The organism is Cohnella soli, from assembly GCF_042655525.1.
Classification (GTDB): domain Bacteria; phylum Bacillota; class Bacilli; order Paenibacillales; family Paenibacillaceae; genus Cohnella; species Cohnella soli.
The window spans coordinates 350,047-371,243 of sequence record NZ_JBHSMI010000023.1; the positions used below are offsets into that span (position 1 = coordinate 350,047).

At 53.6% G+C, this 21,197-nt stretch carries 16 protein-coding genes; 14 read left to right on the forward strand and 2 right to left on the reverse strand.

The window, feature by feature from the left end:
* Positions 1–101 precede the first annotated feature (101 nt).
* On the forward strand, positions 102–1,451 hold the full coding sequence (locus ACFPOF_RS12170; RefSeq protein ID WP_378132882.1) for an ABC transporter substrate-binding protein: 1,350 nt from the start codon (positions 102–104) through the stop codon (positions 1,449–1,451).
* Between the two features lie 68 nt (positions 1,452–1,519).
* Here ACFPOF_RS12170 and ACFPOF_RS12175 read toward each other — a convergent pair whose 3' ends face one another.
* The gene (locus tag ACFPOF_RS12175; protein WP_378132884.1) at positions 1,520–1,969 is read right to left on the reverse strand and encodes a MarR family winged helix-turn-helix transcriptional regulator; all 450 of its coding nucleotides are present in this window, start codon (positions 1,967–1,969) and stop codon (positions 1,520–1,522) included.
* 250 nt (positions 1,970–2,219) lie between these two features.
* On the opposite strand from ACFPOF_RS12175, the gene ACFPOF_RS12180 reads away from it, so the two are divergent.
* The 9 genes from ACFPOF_RS12180 (at position 2,220) to ACFPOF_RS12220 (ending at position 13,387) form a co-directional block, all read left to right on the forward strand.
* A complete protein-coding gene (locus ACFPOF_RS12180; protein WP_378132886.1) occupies positions 2,220–4,088 on the forward strand; it encodes an LTA synthase family protein in 1,869 nt (622 codons plus the stop codon).
* Between the two features lie 297 nt (positions 4,089–4,385).
* Positions 4,386–5,039 (forward strand): TVP38/TMEM64 family protein, encoded by a 654-nt coding sequence (locus ACFPOF_RS12185; RefSeq protein ID WP_378132888.1) that lies wholly within the window; start codon positions 4,386–4,388, stop codon positions 5,037–5,039.
* 14 nt (positions 5,040–5,053) lie between these two features.
* Positions 5,054–5,518, forward strand: coding sequence for a hypothetical protein (locus ACFPOF_RS12190; protein WP_378132890.1), 465 nt, complete (start codon positions 5,054–5,056; stop codon positions 5,516–5,518).
* A 1,129-nt stretch (positions 5,519–6,647) separates the two neighbouring features.
* On the forward strand, positions 6,648–7,544 hold the full coding sequence (locus ACFPOF_RS12195; RefSeq protein WP_378132892.1) for a carbohydrate ABC transporter permease: 897 nt from the start codon (positions 6,648–6,650) through the stop codon (positions 7,542–7,544).
* Complete coding sequence (locus ACFPOF_RS12200; RefSeq protein ID WP_378132894.1) at positions 7,541–8,425, forward strand: carbohydrate ABC transporter permease; 885 nt, start codon at positions 7,541–7,543, stop codon at positions 8,423–8,425. Before ACFPOF_RS12195 ends, ACFPOF_RS12200 begins: the two co-directional genes overlap by 4 nt.
* 42 nt (positions 8,426–8,467) lie before the next feature.
* A complete protein-coding gene (locus tag ACFPOF_RS12205; protein WP_378132896.1) occupies positions 8,468–9,805 on the forward strand; it encodes an ABC transporter substrate-binding protein in 1,338 nt (445 codons plus the stop codon).
* Positions 9,806–9,994: 189 nt separating this feature from the next.
* Positions 9,995–10,987: a LacI family DNA-binding transcriptional regulator gene (locus tag ACFPOF_RS12210; RefSeq protein WP_378132898.1), complete on the forward strand. Its 993-nt coding sequence runs from the start codon at positions 9,995–9,997 to the stop codon at positions 10,985–10,987.
* A 25-nt stretch (positions 10,988–11,012) separates the two neighbouring features.
* Complete coding sequence (locus ACFPOF_RS12215) at positions 11,013–11,987, forward strand: N-acetylglucosamine kinase (RefSeq protein WP_378132900.1); 975 nt, start codon at positions 11,013–11,015, stop codon at positions 11,985–11,987.
* Positions 11,988–12,076: 89 nt separating this feature from the next.
* A complete protein-coding gene (locus ACFPOF_RS12220; protein ID WP_378132902.1) occupies positions 12,077–13,387 on the forward strand; it encodes a 6-phospho-beta-glucosidase in 1,311 nt (436 codons plus the stop codon).
* A gap of 131 nt (positions 13,388–13,518) precedes the next feature.
* On the opposite strand, the gene ACFPOF_RS12225 is transcribed toward ACFPOF_RS12220, so the two are convergent.
* On the reverse strand, positions 13,519–16,602 hold the full coding sequence (locus tag ACFPOF_RS12225; protein WP_378132904.1) for a hybrid sensor histidine kinase/response regulator: 3,084 nt from the start codon (positions 16,600–16,602) through the stop codon (positions 13,519–13,521).
* Positions 16,603–16,707: 105 nt separating this feature from the next.
* Between ACFPOF_RS12225 and ACFPOF_RS12230 the strand changes: the two genes are divergently transcribed.
* From ACFPOF_RS12230 to ACFPOF_RS12245, 4 genes are all read left to right on the forward strand, one after another.
* On the forward strand, positions 16,708–19,062 hold the full coding sequence (locus ACFPOF_RS12230) for an ATP-dependent DNA helicase (RefSeq protein ID WP_378132906.1): 2,355 nt from the start codon (positions 16,708–16,710) through the stop codon (positions 19,060–19,062).
* An 80-nt stretch (positions 19,063–19,142) separates the two neighbouring features.
* Complete coding sequence (def, locus tag ACFPOF_RS12235) at positions 19,143–19,661, forward strand: peptide deformylase (RefSeq protein ID WP_378132908.1); 519 nt, start codon at positions 19,143–19,145, stop codon at positions 19,659–19,661.
* A 99-nt stretch (positions 19,662–19,760) separates the two neighbouring features.
* Complete coding sequence (locus ACFPOF_RS12240; RefSeq protein ID WP_378132910.1) at positions 19,761–20,111, forward strand: DUF3243 domain-containing protein; 351 nt, start codon at positions 19,761–19,763, stop codon at positions 20,109–20,111.
* A 120-nt stretch (positions 20,112–20,231) separates the two neighbouring features.
* The gene (locus tag ACFPOF_RS12245) at positions 20,232–21,068 is read left to right on the forward strand and encodes a DUF4362 domain-containing protein (RefSeq protein WP_378132912.1); all 837 of its coding nucleotides are present in this window, start codon (positions 20,232–20,234) and stop codon (positions 21,066–21,068) included.
* Positions 21,069–21,197: the final 129 nt, after the last annotated feature.

Below are 21,197 nucleotides of genomic sequence, written 5' to 3' on the forward strand. Positions count from 1 at the left end.
TCCGAAAATAAGAGAAGAAACAAGAATTTTACGTGATTTTCACGCTCGGGCGTTTTTCTTAGGATGAAGAGGAACTAAGAAATTAACTTGGAGGGTCGACTATGAAACAGAAAGGGTTAGGTTTACTGGCAGTATCGGCAATGCTGGCACTCACGTTAAGCGCATGCGGCGGCAAAAACAACGATGAAGGCTCTAGCGCATCCGCGAGCAATAAGCCGTCTTCATCGGCCTCTTCGTCGCCATCCGACGCTTCCCCGTCCGCACCGCCGGCGGAAAATGTCGTGCTCAAGGTGACAGGCTACAAGTCGGGCACGGAACTCGGAGCGATTCCGGAGCTGAACGAGAAATTCATGAAAGAAAACCCGAACATCAAAGTCGAGTATGAAGGCATGCCGGGCGCTCAATTCAAAGACTTCATCAAAACGCGCTTCGCCGCAGGAGACGCTTCCGATGTCATCATGCTTCACCCGGGATTGTCGGAGCTGCTCCAATACGGTCAAGCGGGATACTTGATGGATATCTCCGGCGAGCCTTTCCTCTCGAACTTCACGCAAGCCGCGTTGAAAGCGACGACGCAGGACGGCAAAGTGTATGGAATTCCGAACGACATGGCTGTCCTTGGCGTGTACTACAATAAAGAAATTTTCAACAAGCTGGGCCTGAGCGTCCCTACGAACTGGGATGACTTCGTCGCCGATGCCGACAAAATCAAGCAGTCTGGCACGTTGCCGATAGCCATCGGCAACAATGATGGATGGATGACGCTCGCGGCACTGTTCACGCTGGCTCCGTCCGCGGTATACGACGGCCATCCGGACTTCGACAAGCAGCTGAACGAAGGAAAAGCGACATTCGCGGGTACCTGGGACGACATGGTGAACAAGTGGTTTTCCTTGAACGATAAAGGCTACTTGACGCCGAAGAGCACAGGGGTCAGCCTGGATCAGGCGCAGAAAGCGTTCGCGAAAGGCGACGCCGCCATGTACATCGATGGCAACTGGTCGCTGCCGGGCATCAAAAGCGCCAACCCGAACATTCAAGTAGGCATGTTCGCGATGCCGGCTAATGCTGCCGGCAAGGATGTTGTCGCGTCCGCTGCAGTAGGGACGACGTTCGCGATCAACAAAGACACGAAAGTGGCTGACGCGGCGAAGAAATATTTAGCGTTCTGGAGTCAGGCGGAAAATCAAAAGGTATGGGCGAAAAGCCAGCAAAGCTTCATGACGATTAACGGGGAAACGGGCGATATCGACGAAGCGTTCAAGGAAATCGCGGCTGTCGTTGCGAGCGGCCACAGCTATCAGTTCCTCGATCAAGGCTGGACATACGGCGGTGCGGCGACGACGGAAATGATGACGTCTGCGCAAGGCGTCTACCTGAAAGCGATCAAACCTGCAGAAATGCTCACGAATATGGATAAAGCATGGGCGGATGCCGCGAAGAAAAAATAAAGAGGCCTTATTCATTAAGAAGGAAAGAAAGCTGTCGGAGTATGTATCCGGCAGCTTTTGTATGTTCATTAAGATTTTATTTTGTTCGCGATCCTCGTCAGTGTTGCGAGACAATCTTGAAGCTCGGCCAAATCTTCGTCGCCAAGCGACTCCAGCTTGGAGCGGATCTGCTCGAGGATAAGCGCGCGGAGACGGGAGCAGTAGCCTTCGCCCTCCGCCGTAATGACGACTTCCGTGACGCGGCGGTCTTCTTCCGAAGGCCGTCTGCTGACGAGTTCGAGCTCTTCAAGTTTATCGAGAAGAGGGGTCATATTCGGACGGGAAATATGCATGAGCGTGCAAAGCTCGGAAATCGACGTTTTGCGTCGTTCATTCAATATTCGCAGGATTTCAAAGCTGGAGCGGGGTAAACTCGGCGACTTATCGTCCGTCGGCAACGTACGCATCAACTTCTTATATAGCAACGGAACAACGTTGATGAAGCCTTCTGAGACCGATTGGCGCAATTCGGATGTCATTCTCTCACCGTCCTTCAACTGTAATCCCGAACATTGCCGCAGCGGCATGAATGTAGGATCAATTTCATATTGACGCACAACAGTTATGATTATATAACTATTATGACGGTTTGAGAAGAGATATATACGGACACAAAATTAAGTTTTTCTTTAGAAACGTCGCGGCGGTTTGGGAGTAAAATGGAAGAAGAGATTTGGGCATGTCACGCCCTAGAGAGAGAGAGAAAGCAAGATGGGGAAGGTGAAAACAATGGGATTTTTAATAAGAATGGCCAATCGGCGGTTTGTTCTTTTTACGTTGCTGCTTTTGTTCAAATGCTGCTTGGCCTGGTTCGTCGTCTTCGAGGACGGGCCTTCGTGGATGACCATGTTGACCGAGATTCCATTCTTCTGGCTTGTCTTCTGCATGATCGAATGGTTCGCGAAGAAGCGTAAGCTGCTCTACTATACGTTAGCGAATCTTGGATTTACGCTCTTGTATTTCACCGTTCTGATGTATTTCAAATATTACGGCATTATCGTGACGTACCATGCGCTGAGCCAGGCGGACAAAGTGACCAAAGTCGGCAATAGCACATATTCGCTGATGGACCCTTATTATTTGCTTGTTTTCGTCGACATACTCGTGTTAATCGTCATTCCGATCGTGCTGCGCAAGAAATCCATCAATATCCAGACGAGCTTGAAGCCGATCAGTCGCACGGCGTTGTCCGTTGTGTTCGCCGTATCGATCGCGTTATGTTTCTTCAGCATCTGGCCGAACCGCGCTAGCATGAACGAGAACAAACAGGCTGAAGAAATGGGCATTCTCAATTACGAGGTGTACACGATTTTTGCGGACAGTACCGAAGACGAAGCATGGACGGAGTTCGAGGACATCGACCAGGCAACGATCGACGGGCTGAAAGGCGTAACGCCGAAAATCAACCCCGCGTATTACGGCGTCGCCAAAGGCAAGAACCTCATTATCGTTCAGATGGAGTCGTTCCAGGATTTCCTTATCGGTTTGAATGTGGACGGTGTCGAAGTGACGCCAAACATGAACAAACTTGCTGCGAGTGACTTCCATTTCCGTAATTTCTATACGATGGTCGGTCAGGGGACGACATCGGACGCCGAGTTCGTCGTTAATACGTCGATGTATGTGCCGAAGCATGAGCCGGCGACGCAGGATTACGTGAAGAAAGACTTGCCAAGTTTACCTAAGCTGCTGAAAGCGGCAGGTTACCAGACGGCGACGTTCCACACGAACGAAGTGCAATTCTGGAACCGCAAGGAACTGTATTCGGCAGTCGGATTCGAGCGCTATTACGACAAGAAGTTTTTCGGCGACGACGACCATGTTGCGTTCGGTGCTTCGGATGAAGTGCTGTTCGCGAAAACGATGGATGAACTCAAGAAGATGGATGCGAACGAGCAGCCGTTCTACGCTCAACTCATTACGATGAGTTCGCACCATCCATATAACATTCCGGAAGACAAGGTCCGGATGCAATTGCCAAAAGAGTTCGAAGGCACCTTGATCGGTCGGTACATTAAAGCGCAGAATTATTCCGATTATGCGCTTGGTCAGTTTATCGATCAACTGAAGGCGAGCGGCTTGTGGGACGACAGCATCGTATTGTTCTACGGCGACCACCAGGGACTGCCGGTGTACTCTCTGGATAGCAAGGAAAAAAGTTTGATGAAAGAGTTGCTCGGCCACGAGTACGAATACCCGGATATGTTTAACATTCCGCTTATTATGCACGTACCGGGCGCTATGAGCCCGACCGAGATTGACAAAACCGGCGGGCAAGCGGATATTTTACCGACGGTGGCGAATTTGATGGGCATCTCGCTTGCGAATCAGCTTCATTTCGGCCAGGACCTGTTCAATACCGAGACCAACGTGCTGCCAATGCGTCATTTCTTGCCATCCGGTTCGATCATTACGGACAACGACGTGTTCGTGCCGGGTATCGCATACGATGACGGCAAAAACTTCCCGCTCGAGACGAACAAGGAGTCGATCGGCGGTGCAACGAAACAGCAGTACGAGAACGCGCTCGAACTGCTTCATCTGTCGGACAGCTATGTGAGCCAGCTCCCGGACAAAGCGGTGGCTGACGCCGAGTAATTGTATTGTGAGAGAGGCCCGCCGGCCATTTGCCGGTGGGCCTCTTTGCTGTTAATGCTTGCTGCTCGCGGTTCGCGGATAGAGCAGCCCTTATTCTCAAGCTCCGCAAAGTTCCCAAACTCCGCACTTACGCCCAGCCTGCCAAGTAACGTCCGCCAAACCGCGTCTGCCGAACCTATACGTCTAACCTAAGTCACTCCGGCCGTCGCCAATCACCGAATCCGAGCAACTCGCCTGAAGGAATGGTATAATGCCTACATTACCCACAAATCGGACAAGGAAACGGATGCGAAATCCATGAGCTTGACGGACATACTGTCCAACGCGACGGAAGACAATCTAAAACAATTGTTAGAGCATTATCGGGGATTCGGTCCTTTTCCCGGCATTGCGCTAACGTTCATGAAATCGTTCGTGCCGCCTCTTCCCACGATTCTGATCGTCGGCGTAAATGCAGCCGTCTACGGTTTATGGCTAGGTTTTCTATATTCGTGGATCGGCATCGTCGCCGGTTGCCTGACCACGTTCATCATCGTGCGGCGGATTGCGGATCATCCTTACTTCGTCAAATGGGCGCGCAAGCCGAAAGTGCAGAAGAGCCTGCAATGGGTGAGGACGAATGCGTTCAGCTATGTGTTTTTGCTTAGTCTGTTTCCCGTCGGCCCGTTCGTCGTCATCAACATAGCGGCTGCGGTCGCCCGAATGCGGCTGCGCTCGTTCTTGATCGCGATTGTATTCGGCAAGGCGATTATGGTCATGTCGGTGTCGATCATCGGCCATGATTTCGGGCGGTTTATCGAACGTCCTCTGGAGTTGCTGTATGTCGTAGCGTTCGTGGGCGCGTCGCTGTGGATCAGCAAGAAAATCGAGGCTCGTTTTACATCGCATCCGCAAAACGATGGGGATACGCGAACTTCGACCTCCCAGGAAAGTTTGCCTAATCATAAATGAAGGGCGTTGAGCCAATGTTGAGTTTTGAGCAGAAAATCGCGATCATGGAGTCGTTCCCCCAGCTGGAGCGTCGAAACGTATCGATGGGGCGCGTGAATTTCCATTATGAACGCAGCATCGAGGAGAAGAAAAACGTCGGGTACCATTTCCATCCGAACGGTAATGGCTATGTTTTCGCAGCGTACATTGACGGAGCGGATTTCGATGAAAAAGGTTACGTAAACGTTCGGGACTTCGGCGAGGAGGAGCTGCGCGCGCTCGTGAAAGCCTCGATCGATTCGTTGACGGGTTCCGGCGCAGACAGCTCTTGGGCGGAGGGCGATGAGGAGAAGTGGATTGACGCGGATAATTCCGTGTTAACGCTCAAGTTCGAGGACGATATGTATTATTTGTTCGCCGGGCTGAACTTGGAGATGGCTTTCGAGAGCTATGCGGAAGCGCTAGAGTATTTACAAGAAGAAGGCTTTAGCCGCGCGTGACAGGAGTCGGCGGTGGGGGCGAAGAGAGTCGTTGCGGCGGCTCTTTTCGTTCCTATTCCCGGTGCGCCCCGAACGACTCGAATAGCCCGGAAAAAGAGACTGTCGATTAATTTAAAGCCTACGACTTAATTTGAGTAACGGCCTGCAGCGAATCTCTTCCGGGAGCGGGATGTTCGAATTTTTCGAGCAATGGCTTGCAGCGCGACCCTTCCGAGAGTGAGATGTTCGAATTTTTCGAGCAACGGCCTGCAGCGAATCTCTTCCGGGAGCGGGATGTTCGAATTTTTCGAGCAACGGCTTGCAGCGCGACCCTTCCGAGAGTGAGATGTTCGAATTTTTCGAGCAACGGCCTGCAATGAGTCTCTTCCGGGAGCGGGATGTTCGAATTTTTCGAGCAACGGCCTGCACGAGTCCCATTCGAGAGCGAGATGTTCGAATTTTTCGAGCAACGGCCTGCAGCGCGCCCCATTCGAGAGCGAGATGTTCGAATTTTTCGAGCAACGGCCTGCACGAGCCCCATTCGAGAGCGGGATGTTCGAATTTTTCGAGCAACGGCCTGCAGCGAGTCTCTTCCAGGAGCGGGATGTTCGAATTTTTCGAGCAACGGCCTGCAGCGAGTCTCTTCCAGGAGCGGGATGTTCGAATTTTTCGAGCAACGGCCTGTAACTAATTAATCGACAGTCTCAAAAACCGGTCTACAGCGATGCCGGCACCCCCGAACGACCCGAATAGCCCGGAAAAAACCGGGCTACAATTCCGCAAACGTGCGCCTTTCACAGTCGTAAACCCCGGCAATCGAACGCAATCTGTTCCCCATCCAAGCCACGCATGAATTCATTTCAAATTTCTTCTTGTCAACGCTTACACCATCGTATTATAATAAGCACAAAGTTTAATCGCTTTAACTTTTGAGGAGATCATCGTTATTTTGCGCCATCCGGCGACGAACGAAGTTTCGGGTTGGAACGTTGTCCACAGAAATGAAAGGGCAAAGGCTGATCCGCCGACAAAAGAGAGCGATTTCTTTTTTTGTCACAAAAATTAAAGCGATTAAACTTTAACTCAGTAGACCAGTAAACAAAAGAAACCCGCGCTGCAGACGGACGAACGTTAGAAGGGGGTTACGCAGTTGAAGTCCACGAGAGAAAGCAGGCGCGAAGGAAGATGGTTTTACTTCTTCATATCGCCTTGGCTCATCGGATTTATCGTATTCGCGCTCATACCGGTACTTGCATCCCTGTACTACAGCTTCACGGAATATGACATTATCCATGCTCCCGAATATATCGGGCTGGGCAACTACAGGGAATTGTTCCAGGATGATTTGTTCTGGAATTCCATCAAAGTGACGCTCAAGTACACGTTTATTAGCGTGCCGCTGATGCTTTTCCTTTCTCTCTTCTTCGCGATACTGATCAATCAGCGCATACCTTTTCGCGGATTTATCCGCACGGCGATGTACTTTCCGAGCATGATCTCCGGGGTGTCGATGGCGCTGCTCTGGTTCTGGGTGTTCAACCCGCAAGCCGGTCTCTTCAACTACGCATTATCGTGGTTCGGCGTCGACACGATCAACTGGTTTCTGGATGAGAAGTACGCGATGTGGGCGCTTATTATTATGTCGTTCTGGGGCGTCGGCAGCGGCATGCTGATCTTTCTCGCAGGGCTGCAAGGCGTGCCGGAGTCTCTGCTCGAAGCGGCGAAGCTGGACGGATCGGGGCGGCTGAGAACGTTCTTCAAAATTACGCTGCCGCTTATTTCTCCGGTGTTTCTGTTTCAACTGATCATCGGTTTGATTGACTCATTCCAAGTGTTCACACAGGCGTATACGATTACCCAGGGTGGGCCGAACTATTCGACGTGGTTTTACGTGTACAACATCTACGTCAATGCGTTCAAAAATTTCCGTTACGGCTATGCATCCGCGATGTCGTGGATTCTGCTTATCGGAGTCATGGTCATTACGTTCCTCATTATGAAAATGTCTAATCGGTACGTGTACTACGAAGGAGGTCGGGACAGATGAGCCAGCTAGCTCTCCATAACGATAACGCTCCCGCCGTCCGCCGCAAAATCAAAATCGACATCGTTTCCATTCTCGGCTTTCTGGTGCTGATCGCGACGACGGTCGCCATGCTCATGCCGCTCTGGTTTATGCTTTCGACGTCGCTCAAGACGACGAAGGAGATGATGGCGTATCCGCCGTCATTTATTCCTCAGCATTTTGCCTGGGAGAACTTCAAGGAGTTGTTCGTCAATTCGGAGATCAAGTTCGGTCAGCAGTACTTGAACAGCGTTATCGTCGCCGTGTTCACGGTGATCGGCACCGTGTTCTCCTCGTCGTTCGTGGCATTCGGCTTCGCGCGGTATCGTGCCCGTCTTGCGCCGTTTCTGTTCATGCTGCTGCTGAGCACGCTGATGCTGCCGTACCCGGCGATCATGATTCCGCAGTTTCTGTTGTTCACGAAGCTGGGTTTACACGACTCGTTGCTGCCGCTTATTCTTCCGAACTTTTTCGCCTCGGCGTATATGGTGTTCTTGTTGAAACAGTTTTTCTCCGGGCTGCCCAATGAACTGTACGACGCCGGCCGCATCGACGGTTGCCGGGAGTTCCGCTTGTATTGGAACTTGACGCTGCCGCTCTCCGGGCCGGTCATCTCGACCGTAGCGATTTTCAGCTTCATCTGGAGCTGGAACGATCTGCTCGCACCGGTATTGTACCTCGATTCGCAGGAGAACTTCACCTTGCCGATCGGGATGGCGGCGATGCTCAGCTCGAAGTTCCGTATCGCCCCGTGGAACTTAATGATGGCCGCTTCGTTACTGTCGGTCGTGCCGATCGTCACGTTATTCGCCGTCGCTCAGAAACGTTTCGTGCAAGGGATTGTTCTTACCGGCATCAAGTAACCATTCACATAAGCTCAAGACCATATTCGAGGGGGAACACACATGAACAAGAAACTTGGCACGGCGCTGGCGGCGGCGCTTGCTGCAAGCACGGTGCTCGCGGGATGCTCAGGCAAGGACAAGAACGCGGGCGGAGAGACGGTTACGATTACGCACTACACGATCGATTCGCCGGACCGCACGTTCGTCGAGAAACTGATTCCCGAGTTCGAGAAGGCTCACCCGAATATCAAAGTTAAGGTGACGAAGGCGCCGTATGAGCAATTCGATTCCAAGCTGCAATCGGCGATCGCTGCGAAAAATTCGCCGGACGTGACGTCCCACTGGGGCTACGGCGGTTTTATGGAATATTACAACAAAGGCATGTTGGCGGATTTGACCCCGTACCTGGGCGACTTCAAGGCGTCCGACTACAACATTCCCGAAGACGTTATGAACATCTACAAAGTCGACGGCAAGACGTACGGCATCCCGCTGAACAGCTATGTGACCGTTATGCTTTACAACAAAGACATGTTCGACAAGGCCGGCCTCGAATATCCGCCTACGGACTACGAGGACAAAAGCTGGACGTTCGATAAGATGGTCGAATATGCGAAAAAGCTGACCGTCGATTCCAAAAACTTGGCGGAGGCGCAATACGGCGTCGACTTTGGCTTCGGGGAACGCGATCAACGTCCGCAATATTTCGGCGGCAACGTGTATTCCGATGACACATGGACGAACGGCGGCAAGCCATCCAAGATCAACTTGACCGAGCCGGCTGTCGTCGAAGCGTACAAGAAAATTTACGGCTTGATCTGGGATCAGAAAGTATCCCCGACGCCGGCGTTCTCGAAGTCGGTGTCCGGCCAATTCGGCGATCCGTTCCTATCCGGCAAGATCGGCATGTCCGTCGTTGGCTCATGGAGCCTCGCGGCCGCCAAAGATTTCAGCTTCCGCGTCGGCGTAGCTGCTGTCCCGCAGGGGCCTAACCCGGATGTCAGGAGCGTGCTGTACGTTGACCCGCTGTTCGTGCTGAAAGACTCTAAACATCCGAAAGAAGCGCTCGAGTGGATCAAGTTCCTGATTACGACGGAAATCCAGGAGAAATCGATCGAGCTGAGCGGCGGCAACCCTCCGGTGAACCAGAAGGCGGCCGAGAAGTTTTACAACAATTTCGAAGGCATCGATCCGAAGCAGATCCAGCAAATTTTCGCCGGCGCGTACAAGTACGGCTTCGAATCCTACAACCACCTCATCTCGAACTATTCGCAGATCAACGAGCTGTTCATCAACGAGCTCGCATCGGTCGAGAACGGCGACAAGAAGGTCGAAGACGTGCTGCCGGTCATTCAGGATAAACTGACAAAGCTGCTCGAGCGGGTCAACAAAGAATAACAACGCTTTAAGAAAAAAAGGGAGGGGATGGCGCGCAGGCGCGTTTCCTCCCACTTCCGTTGGTTAGCAAGGGTCGATTTGGCCCAGTTTGTTACAAATATTAAAACGCTTAAACTTTTAAATGATCTTTTGGCTCAACTGTGGTACTTTATAAATATATTACGACATATCGCGCGGGAGCGTTGGGCCATGAAGGTTAGTATTTTCGACGTCGCCAAGAAATCGGGATTGTCCGTCGTTACCGTATCCAGAGTTATCAATAATTCGACTTCCGTCCGAAAGTCCAACCGCGAGAAGGTACTGCAGGCGATGCGGGAGCTCGATTATCATCCGAACGCTTCCGCCCGCAGCTTGGCCCGGGGCAAGACGGGGATCATCGGTCTAACGCTGACGACGCTGCACGATTCGTTCTTGGACGCCGTCGTTAAAGAAGTGAACGACAGGCTTGCAGGCCACGGCTATTTTCTGGCACTGTCGATATCGAACCGTTACGATGACGCATTTCACCGTTCGCTGTTCCAAGAGGATCGCGTTGACGGCGTAATTCTGCTGTCTCCTCTGGAAGAAGACGAGTATGTCTTGGAGCTGAAGAAGAAGAGAATTCCATTCATCATGGTCGATAACTCGCAACGGAATTCTTCCGTCACTTCGGTGATCGTCGACAACTTCAAAGGCGGCTATGAAGCGACGAAACACTTGATCGAGCTCGGCCATACGGACATCGCGCATATCGGGGGCTCAAGCTCGTTTCTAAGCAGTAAAGAGCGTGAGAAAGGCTTTTTGTTCGCTCTCGAAGAAGCGGGGTTGAAGCCGCACTCGGTCGAGAAAGGCACGTTCGAAATTTCGACGGGTTATCGGATTGCGAAGCAATGGATCGAATCGGGAAAAATGCCGAAAGCGGTATTCGCGGCGGACGACTATATCGCGCTCGGCGTCATGGACGCCTGCAAGAACGAGGGCATACGCATTCCGCGAGACTTGTCCATCGTGGGCTTCGACGATCAATACTTCGCTTCCGAATTCCATCCGACGCTGACGACGATGCGCCAGCCGGCCGAGAAGATCGGGAGCGTGGCGGTGGAACTGCTGCTGGACGTCATGAACGATTCGACCAAGCGCAGCGTCACAGTCCAATTGGAGCCTGAACTTATCGTAAGAGAATCGACGGCACGTCCAACATAAGAGCGAGATAGCAGGAGTGAGTGCATTGAAATATTATTTGGGTGTCGACGGCGGAGGCACCAAAACGTACGCTTTAGTCGTTGACGAGCTTGGCAACATTGCAGGTAAAGGGCAAAGCGGGAACGGCAATCACCAGACAGGTTACGAAGTCGCGAAAGCCAATATCCGCGAGGCGGCGGAGGCAGCGCTAGTGCAAGCAAACCTGGCGAAGGCGGACATCGAGTTCGCGTACTTCGGTTTGGCCGGGGCTGACCGGGAAATTGATTATCGCATATTGCGGCCGATGATCGCGGAGCTTGGATTTCCAAGGCACGAGATCAATTGCGACACGATGATCGCGATGCGGGCGGGCACGGATCGGCCGTACGGCGTCGTTCTCATCTGCGGAACAGGCACGAACAGCGCGGGCGTAAATCCGGCCGGGACATTTCTCCAGTGCGGCGGCTTCTCTTATCCGTACGGAGACTTCGGCGGCGGAGGCTCTCTCGGCGTTGAAGCTTTCCGATCCGTCATTCGCGCATGGGACGGCCGCGAGCAGCCGACGCTTCTGACGGAGTTGGTGCTGGCGGAGCTGGGATATGACAGCGTGGAGGCCATGTATGATGACTTCTTGGACCATGAGAAACACCCGCCTAGCCGATTAACGAAGCTGTTGTTCGATGCGGCGGAACAAGGGGATGCGGTCTCGATCGAAGTTCTCCGGGCTCAAGGCGTCGAATTAGGCAAGTCGGCGACGGCGGTCATCCGCAGGCTCGGGATGGAAGGCGAGACGTTTGACGTCGTGCTTGCGGGCAGTGTCGTCGTCCGGGGCAAAGGCGAATATATTCGCTCTTACGTTGAACAAGCGGTTAAAGCCGTCGCCCCGAATGCGCGAATCGCGCGGCTGACGGTCGAACCGGTCGTTGGCGCCGTATGGCTCGCCGTCGAATCTAGCGGCATCGCGCTGCCAAGCGCGATCTACGAGAAGCTGCGCGGAGTATCGGAGTTTGCCCAAGTCTAGTCTTTTTATATAAATGGAGTTCCGCAAGCCCGGTTGTGAACACAATCGGACTTTCGGAAACTACCTACACCAAGGAGATGGATTGCATAATGGCACAGCAAGCAAAAGGGTTGAAAATCGCCGTCATCGGCGGAGGATCGTCGTACACGCCGGAAATCGTCGAAGGCTTCATCAAACATTACGACGAACTGCCGATTCGCGAATTGTGGCTCGTCGATATCGAGCAGGGCAAGCATAAGCTCGACATCGTCGGCGAGCTTGCGAAGCGGATGGTCGTCAAGTCGGGCTTGCCAATCGAGGTTCACTTGACGCTTGATCGCCGCGAAGCGATCAAGGGCGCGGATTTCGTTTCCACGCAGATGCGCGTCGGTTTGCTTGAAGCGCGGAAGTGGGACGAGCACATTCCGAACTTGCATGGCGTCATCGGCCAAGAGACGACCGGACCCGGGGGCATGATGAAGGCGCTCCGCACGATTCCTGTTCTGCTCGACATCTGCAAAGACATCGAAGAGCTTGCACCGAACGCCTGGCTGCTTAACTTCACGAATCCGGCGGGCATGGTGACCGAAGCGATCTCGCGCCATTCCAAAGTCAAGAGCATTGGCTTGTGCAATGCCCCGATCGGCTTGCATAAATGGCTGATAAACAAGTACGGCGTAGAAGCGAAACGCATCTACACCGAGTTTGTCGGTCTGAACCATCTGCACTGGGTGACGCGCATCGAGATCGAAGGCGAAGACAAGCTGAACGAGCTGCTCGACAAACGCGAAGAGTATTCCGGCAAAAACGTGCCTGCGACCGAGTGGGACCCGGAATTCCTGCGTAATCTCGGCGGTTTCCCGTCTTACTATTTGAAATACTTCTACATGCAGGACGCAATGCTCGAAGAGCAGCTCGCTTCCTTGAAAGCAAACGGTACTCGCGCCGAAGTCGTAAAGCGGGTCGAGGACGAATTGTTCGAGCTGTACAAGAACCCGGATTTGCAAGAAAAGCCGAAGCAGCTTGAGCAGCGCGGAGGCGCTTATTACTCCGAAGCGGCCGTTAACTTGATGGTGTCGCTGTACAACGACCGTCGCGACATTCAGACGCTGAACGTCACCAACGGCCGCGTACTCGACTTCCTTCCGGAAGACGCATCGATCGAAGTAAACTGCGTCGTTACAGGTCAAGGTCCGTTGCCGCTGCCCGTCACGAAAGTGCCTGAGCATGCGAAAGGTTTGATCGCCGCCGTGAAGACGTACGAACGGTTGACGATCGAAGCGGCCATCACCGGAGACCGCGGCATCGCCCTTCAGGCGATGGTTGCGCATCCGCTGGTACCATCCGTGCGTGTGGCGAAAATTTTGCTGGACGAAATGCTGGAGAAGAACAAGCCTTACTTGCCGCGGTTTTTTCAGTAAATTTAACGCTTAGGGGCTGCTGCTAGCTTCTGAGATCATAGAGAACCCCGAGTGTTTACGACGACACTCGGGGTTCCTTTGTTTGATCACTTGTTACTCATTCGCACACTAACCAGGCCCCGAGCACCGAGTTACTTCCTCGCCCGAAATGAAACAGCAGTGCCTTGGCCCAGAACGCTGACGATGCGCAGGCCTTCGCCGTAAAGCTGCTTTAATCGGCGGTCCGTATTCATCAGACTTAGGCCTCTTTTACGTCCGGTCGCAATCTGCGGAGCGGAGAATGCTTGGCTGATCGTCTCTTCGTCCATGCCGACACCGTCGTCTATAACAGAGATTTCAGCGTAATGATCGAAATGGACGATGCGGATTTGTATCGCGCCCCCTCGATCGCGTTTTAACACCCCATGCCGGATGGCGTTCTCGACGAGGGGCTGAATGGACAGCGGAGGCAGTTGGAGCGGCAACTGCTCGTCGATTTCCCATACGACGTGGATGCGATCCTCGAAACGCTGCTGCTCGATATACAAGTACGCGCGAACAAGCTCCAGTTCCTTCTGCAACGGGATAAGCTGGTCCCAGTTGCGAAAATCAAAGCTGCCTCGCAAATAGTCTCCGAACACATCCAGCAAGTTTCGCATGCGTTCATTGTCAATTTCGCTGAGCGCGGCTATTGCATTTAGCGTGTTAAACAGGAAGTGCGGCTGAATTTGAGCTTGAAGCAAGGCTGCTTCCATGCGCGTCTGAATGCGAGCGGCCCTGGCCATCTCCGTTAAAGCCCGTACTCGGGAGCGGAGTTCAAGCGCATCAACCGGTTTGGCGATATAATCGTTCGTGCCCGACCGGAATCCAGCCTCGATGTCTTCCGGTCGGCTTCGCGCCGTAAGCAGCAGAACAGGCAATTCCGATCGGGAAAACCTTTCCCGGACGGCCTTGGCGACTTCGTAGCCGGACATGCGCGGCATCATAACGTCAGAGACGATAAGATCCCATGCTCCGGCTTTCAGCAGAGCCAATGCTTCCGGACCGCTTGTCACAGTCGTAATCTCGTAGCCGTCAGGGGAAAGCACGCCGACGAGCACTTTCAAGTTAACCGGGTCGTCATCGATCGCAAGTATTCGCGGCCTGTCGATAGGTTCAGGCGCAACATCGAGATTAGGGCCATCGCGTTCGGATATGGCCTCTTCCGCCTCGCTTGCGGCTGCTGACTCCTCCGCGACAGATGAGCCGGGGATTCGATTGCTGTGCTCAACTTGTTGCCCGCCAGACAAATCGAACAATGGCAGCGTCAGGCTAAAGACCGATCCTTGGTTTGGAGCGGAGCGAACGGTTAAGTCGCCGTGATGCAGTTCTGCAAGCTTTTTGCTGATTGTTAATCCAAGTCCGATTCCCGTGGCGGACGCGTCGGCGCCTTGTTCGTAAGGGAGGAAGATTCTCCGCCGAGTCTCTTCGTCCATCCCGATTCCGCTATCGGTTACCCTTATAGTCACCTTGCCTTTTGCCGCTGAAGCATCGATTCGAACTTGTCCTTTATCGGTGAATTTAACCGCATTGTGAAGAAGATTAAACAAAATTTGAATGAGCCGATTCTCGTCCGCGCGGACAGGGGGAAGCGTGTCCGGGATCGCGTTGACGAGTTCGATCGGTTTCCCTTCCGTCATAAACCGGATCATATCGAACAGGCCTGCGGTTAAATCTTGAAGCCAAACGCTTGTCGGCTCCAGGTGGATGCGGTTTTCCTTCAGTCGGGTCAAGTCCATCAGATCGTTCAACAGGAAGGACATCCGCCTGCCTACCGATACGAGGAGCTGCATACGGGCCCGATTCTCCTGTTCGTCCTGACGACGTCCTTCGCTTTCCAATACGGCCTGGGCAATGTTGAGAATGCCGTGCAGCGGATTTTTGAGCTCATGGGACGTATGGACGAGGAATTCGTCTTTCAACTTGTCCGCCGCTTGCAGCTGTGCCGTCAGTCGGGAGGCTTCGGCAGCGTTGCGGAAGTAGCGTTTGAACCAGAACAAGGCAAAACAGATGAAAGTGGCCAACGCGTCGAAAGGGTAGAAGCCGATTTCGAGCGGTCCTGCGTTTTTGATAATGCCCCAAACAATGTTTGACGTGAGAGCGGTCGAGCCCAACATCAAGAAAACAGCATCGGGCTGGCCATTCCTGACGGCCTTCACAACGATGATGGGAATGATCAAATAAGGCAAGATAATGAGCAATGTATGCAAAACATCAATCTGAGTGAGCGACCGGATCGGCAGCAGCAATACGAGCAGGGCATAAAGGCCGCACAAAGCCGCATATCCGGGAGCCGTCCTCAGAATGAAGAACGAGGGCACTAATTGTTTGAAAACCATGAGAAGAAACACGGCGGCGCCCAAGAAGGACAGGTAGTACAGCCGATAAGTCCACTCGTATCCGACGGGAAACCAGGCAGGCAAAATGCGGTCGTCGTCTATAAGGATCGTAACGATCGCGCTGACAGCTAGCAGCACGAAGTAAATTAATGCTTTCTGTCTCGCACCGATAAAAAACAGCATAACCGCATAGATCGCATGCAAAGCCAAAATCAAACATACCGCCAATTGCGTGCCGACGGAGAACCAGTAAGCGCGGTTTACGGCTTCTTCCGTCCCGAATTTAATCGGCTGCGTGATCCCGCCGGTCAGACGATCGTCGAAATTGGCGACATGGAGAACGATATCGATAACGCCCCGATCGGCGGTAAACGAAGCGGAGTACGGGACGCTGTCAGGCACATACATGTCCGGAAGCTCGGACGGTTGACCGGATGAGGCAATTAATCTTCCGTTGACGAACAACGAGGACGAAGCTGGAATAGCCGGCACTCGCATTCGGAAAGTTTGTTTGTTGTCCGGGTCGATGGCAATACGCAGACGATATGAACCGTAGCCGAAAGTAGTTGAGTTTTCGGCAGCTAAAGATTTCACCCAGCTCCCGGGCAGACGGGCGATAATGGCCCCAGCATTAGTCGCGCTATTAGGTTCGATTAATTGATAAGGATAGAATGTCCATTGGCCCTTCAGCGAGAGAAGCGGCTCGGAGGAAAGATCCCAATCCCGCAAGTCCAGTTGACCGTTGACGGCTTCTACCCCGGGCGGAGGTGCCAGGGATGCGATCCATACGAATCGAAGTCCGGTTAAGAAAAGCAGGAATAGACCGATAATCGCAGCAATTTTTCTTTTCTTCATCATATGCCAGTCATTCGACAGGAAGATTCGGAACTCCTTCAAACGTCGTCGAAGCATGCGAAATTGTGCTAAAATGGTGGAACGAATGTTCGGCTCGGAGGCTCTGGGATGGAAAATACATTGGCGATAGCAATCTCTGTAAGGCCGTTGGTCGAATATGCGTATGCAGGGGGCGATATCGACGTTCGCATACGCGCGATTACTGCGATGACCGAAGGGACGAAGGCGCACCAGAGAATCCAGCGGCAATACGGCGAGCAAGATCGCAAAGAAGTGTTGCTAAAGGTGGAAATTCCGTGCGGTAATCTCATTTTCTCCGTGGAGGGACGCTGCGACGGGCTGCTTATAGGCGAAGACGGCGTCGTTACGATCGATGAGATCAAGTCGACTGCGCGGGATGTCGCCGGGATGACGGAAGATGAAACGGCCCCTGTGCACTGGGCTCAAGCGATGTTCTATGCGTACATGTACGCGGTGGAGAGCGGAATCGGGCAAGTACGCACGCGGCTCACGTACGTGCGGACGGATACGGACGATCTGATCCGATTCGAGCGGGAGCATACGGCTGCCGAGCTTGAAGCGTTCGCGAGAGAGATGGTCGAACGATACGCGCCCTATGCGAGAATGCTGCTGCGCAACCGAAGCGAACGCGATGAGAGCATCGCGGCGCTTGATTTCCCCTTCTCCTCTTACCGGGAAGGGCAGCGGAAGCTGGTCGGCGCGGTGTACAAAGCGATCGACGAAGGACGCAAGCTATTCGCCAGAGCGCCGACGGGCATCGGCAAGACGATGTCGACGCTTTTCCCGACAATCAAGGCGCTTGGGAACGGGAAGCTTGGTCAGTTTTACTATTTGACGGCGCGGACGCTCACGCGCACGGCGGCTGAGGAAGCGATGGCGCTTATGGCGGAGCAAGGATTGAAGCTGCGGTCAGTGACGCTTACGGCGAAAGAGAAAATATGTTTTCAGGAAGAAGTCGACTGCCGGCGGGAATGTTGCCCGTACGCAGAAGGCTATTACGATCGGGTCAACGGGGCTGTGCTCGATTTGCTGGGCCACGAGACGCTCGCGACCCGCCCGGTCATCGAAACTTATGCACGCAAGCATCGGGTGTGCCCATTTGAGTTTTCTCTTGACGTGGCCTATGGAGCGGATGCAGTCATCTGCGATTACAATTACGTATTCGATCCAAGGGTCGCTTTCAAGAGAATGTCCGGGGAGCAGAAGAACGGCAGCGCGCTATTGATCGACGAGGCGCACAATCTCGTAGATCGGGGCAGGGAAATGTATTCGGCAGCATTGGATAAGCGCGTGTTTCTGGAACTGGGACGGGCGTTCAAGAGCCCCAAAGGCTCCAAGGGCGCAAGCCGGGACGTCGAGCGAACGGCCAAAGCGATTAACAAATGGTTCGTGGAGCGCAGGAAAGTATTCGAGGAACAAGGCAATGGAGGCAAAGGCGAGCTTGAGGCGCAAGATGAGCGTCCCGACGATTTGCTCGCCCTTGTGGACGATTTCGCGGTGGCTTCCGAGCGCGCATTGGCGGAGATGTCGGGTGCCGCGGAGGACGGTGTAGACACGACTCCGACATTGACGGAAGCATACTTCTCCGCACTGGCTTTTCAGCGGATCGGCAAGCTGTACGCTGGCAACCATGTGACGTATTCGATGTTCCGTCGGGGCGAAGAGCGGGTGAAGATGTTCTGCATGGATCCTTCGGATGCGCTCAGAAAAGCCGGCAAAGGCTTTCGCGCGCACATCTTCTTCTCGGCAACGTTGACGCCGCTGAACTATTATATGGACATGCTTGGCGCGGACGAGGCCGACTATTCCTTGACGCTCGGGTCGCCGTTCGCCAAGGAGCAATGGGACGTCACGGTCGTTCCGCTGTCGACCAGGTATGCGGACCGCGAGCGGACGAAAGGCGCGGTAGTAAATGCGCTGCTGCGGATGACCGGAGATCGCCCAGGCAATTTCTTGGCTTTCTTCCCCTCCTACGAGTATATGAATGCTATCTTCGAGGTTTACTTGGCCGGACTGGCCGAAGGTTCTGGCGTTCGGACGCAGTTGCAAAGACCGGACATGGCGGAAGCAGAGCGCGAAAGCTTCCTGGCGGAGTTCCAGGCGGGTGGCGAGGGTACATTGATCGGCTTCGCGGTTATGGGCGGCATTTTCTCGGAAGGCATCGATCTTGTCGGAGACCGATTGAACGGCGTGGCGATCGTCGGCGTCGGCATGCCGCAGCTCGGACCGGAGCGCAACCTGATCCGGGATCACTTCGAAGCGGAAGGCCGGAACGGATTCGACTATGCATACGTGTACCCCGGCATGAACAAAGTGCTGCAGGCGGGAGGCCGTCTCATTCGGACGGAGAACGATAAGGGCACGTTGCTGTTGATCGACGACAGATATCGGAAGCTTCCTTATGCCCGATTGCTGCCGGAGGAATGGAGAACGGGGGACTAGGCCCGTGTTAACAGTTGTCGGGACTGCCGCATTATGATATAGTAGGCGCGGAAAACGCAGAGGAAAGGGGCATGAATGGCATGTCCGTGTTAAATATCGTACCTTTCGGCGAATCGATCTTGCGCAAAAAAGCAAAACCCGTGGAGACGATTACGCCCAAAATATTGAAGCTGCTCGACGACATGGGGGAGACGCTTCATGCCGCAGAAGGACGTGCAGGTCTCGCGGCGCCGCAAGTAGGCATCCTGAGGCGGGTGATCGTGATGGATTGCGGAGAGGGATTGATCGAACTGATCGACCCGGAAATCGTGGAGATGAGCGGCGAGCAAGACGGCGCGGAAGGCTGCTTAAGCTTTCCGGGCTACCACGGTTACGTGAAACGCGCGAACAACGTGAAGATCACGACGTTAAACCGGCAAGGCGAGCGTATCGCAATGGAAGGCGAAGGATTCTTGGCTCGTTGTATCCAACACGAGATCGACCATTTGGACGGCATTCTCTACGTGGATCGCGTGACCGAGCCGTGGTTATTCGATGATAAGACGCAGCGCAAAATCAGCGTGTTCGACGTGTCCAAGCTGACGAATCAAGGGTTGTAGGTTCGGGGAAAATGAAGATGAAGACCTATGCGAGTCGTTTGGCGGCGGATCGGGCATACTGATCGAAGCACCATCACTCATTCGCAAGGAGGCTATTCCGTGTCCGAACTTAACCATGTCGTCAACAAAGACGGAAACGTCGACGCCAGCAAAGTGGCAAGCGCGATTTCCAAGATCAGCGCTTCAGAGAAAGAGCGGATTCTTCAGGATTTCGACGATTTCAGAACGTACTTGAAGAAACGTATTAGTATGGCCGAGAACATCGGACTGAGCGAAGAGCAGATTGCCACAATCGCTCAGAAAGTCGCCGATTACCTGTCCAGCCACGAGGAGCCGCGTAACCACGAGGAGCAATTGCTCTCCGAGCTGTGGAAGGTAGGCACCGAGAACGAACGCCATAGCCTTGCGCATATGCTCGTTCGTTTGGCCGATTCTCGGCCGCAGCACTAACGTTGGAACGATGACGGTTTGTTTGTCCCCTCGCCTTCGGGTGCAGGGGATTTTTGTTTGCGTGATGGTGCAACCTGGCATTCCCTTTTTCCGTCAGAAGGATCAAGGAGCGGATGCGCAATGGGAAAATGGAAAGCGGTCGTAATCGCCATCGGACTTGCAGTTATGCTCGTCGGGTGCGGCGCACGGGAATCTGAGCAAGGAGCTGTCGGCGCGTCTTCTTTGGCGGGAGAGGTAAGTGAAGCGGCGCAGACGAGTTGGAGCGGGTTCTCTCCTACGTCCGCAACCGTCAGCCGCTCGCAAAGATTCGGAAGCGTGTATTCCGCGGCGCTCGGGAAATTATCGGAAGCGAAAGAACTGAAATCTATCGTCGGTGCCATGAAAAACGCCAAGCAAATCCCCGGCATGCTTGACGTCGCCAACCCGGAGTACGATGTTGTGCTGACGGACAAAAACGGAGGAAAGCGCGAGCTGCACTTGTGGCTGGGCACTCTCAAAGGGAAGGATGGCATGTACATGTTCGTGTCTGACACGGGGACCGGTTATAAGATCGACTCTGAAGATGCGGACGACCTGCGAGAGCTTATCGGGAAGATCGAATATAGCTCCGAGCAAGCGATCGCCAACGGGGAAATCGTACAGTCGATTAGAGGTTTGGCAAATACGGACCGATGGCTCGATTTCGTGAAGAGCGTTGGAGAAGGCAAATCGGCCGAAGTGCACATCGTCACTTACTCGATCGAGGGCGACCCGATTTTCCAGGACCTGCTGTTCGAGAACGGAACGATCGTCTACACGACCGACACGACGATGGATAAGTTCGGCGTTCCGGAACGGACGAGATCGTTCTGCAAGGGCATCGATAACGCGAAATCGGAACAAGGAACAAAATATACGTTGAATCAGTGCGATGAGCCTGTCCATTTCGAGTTTGATATTCCAATGGAGAACGATTGAGCGTGATTCATAAGAATAAGGAAAAAGCCTCTCGTGGGAGCGGCTTTTTCGAGTTTTGCTATCGTGTCTCGCCCACCTTCCCCCGAACAAGGGCAGGAACACGTTAGCGGCGGCACCGATTGCTTTTTG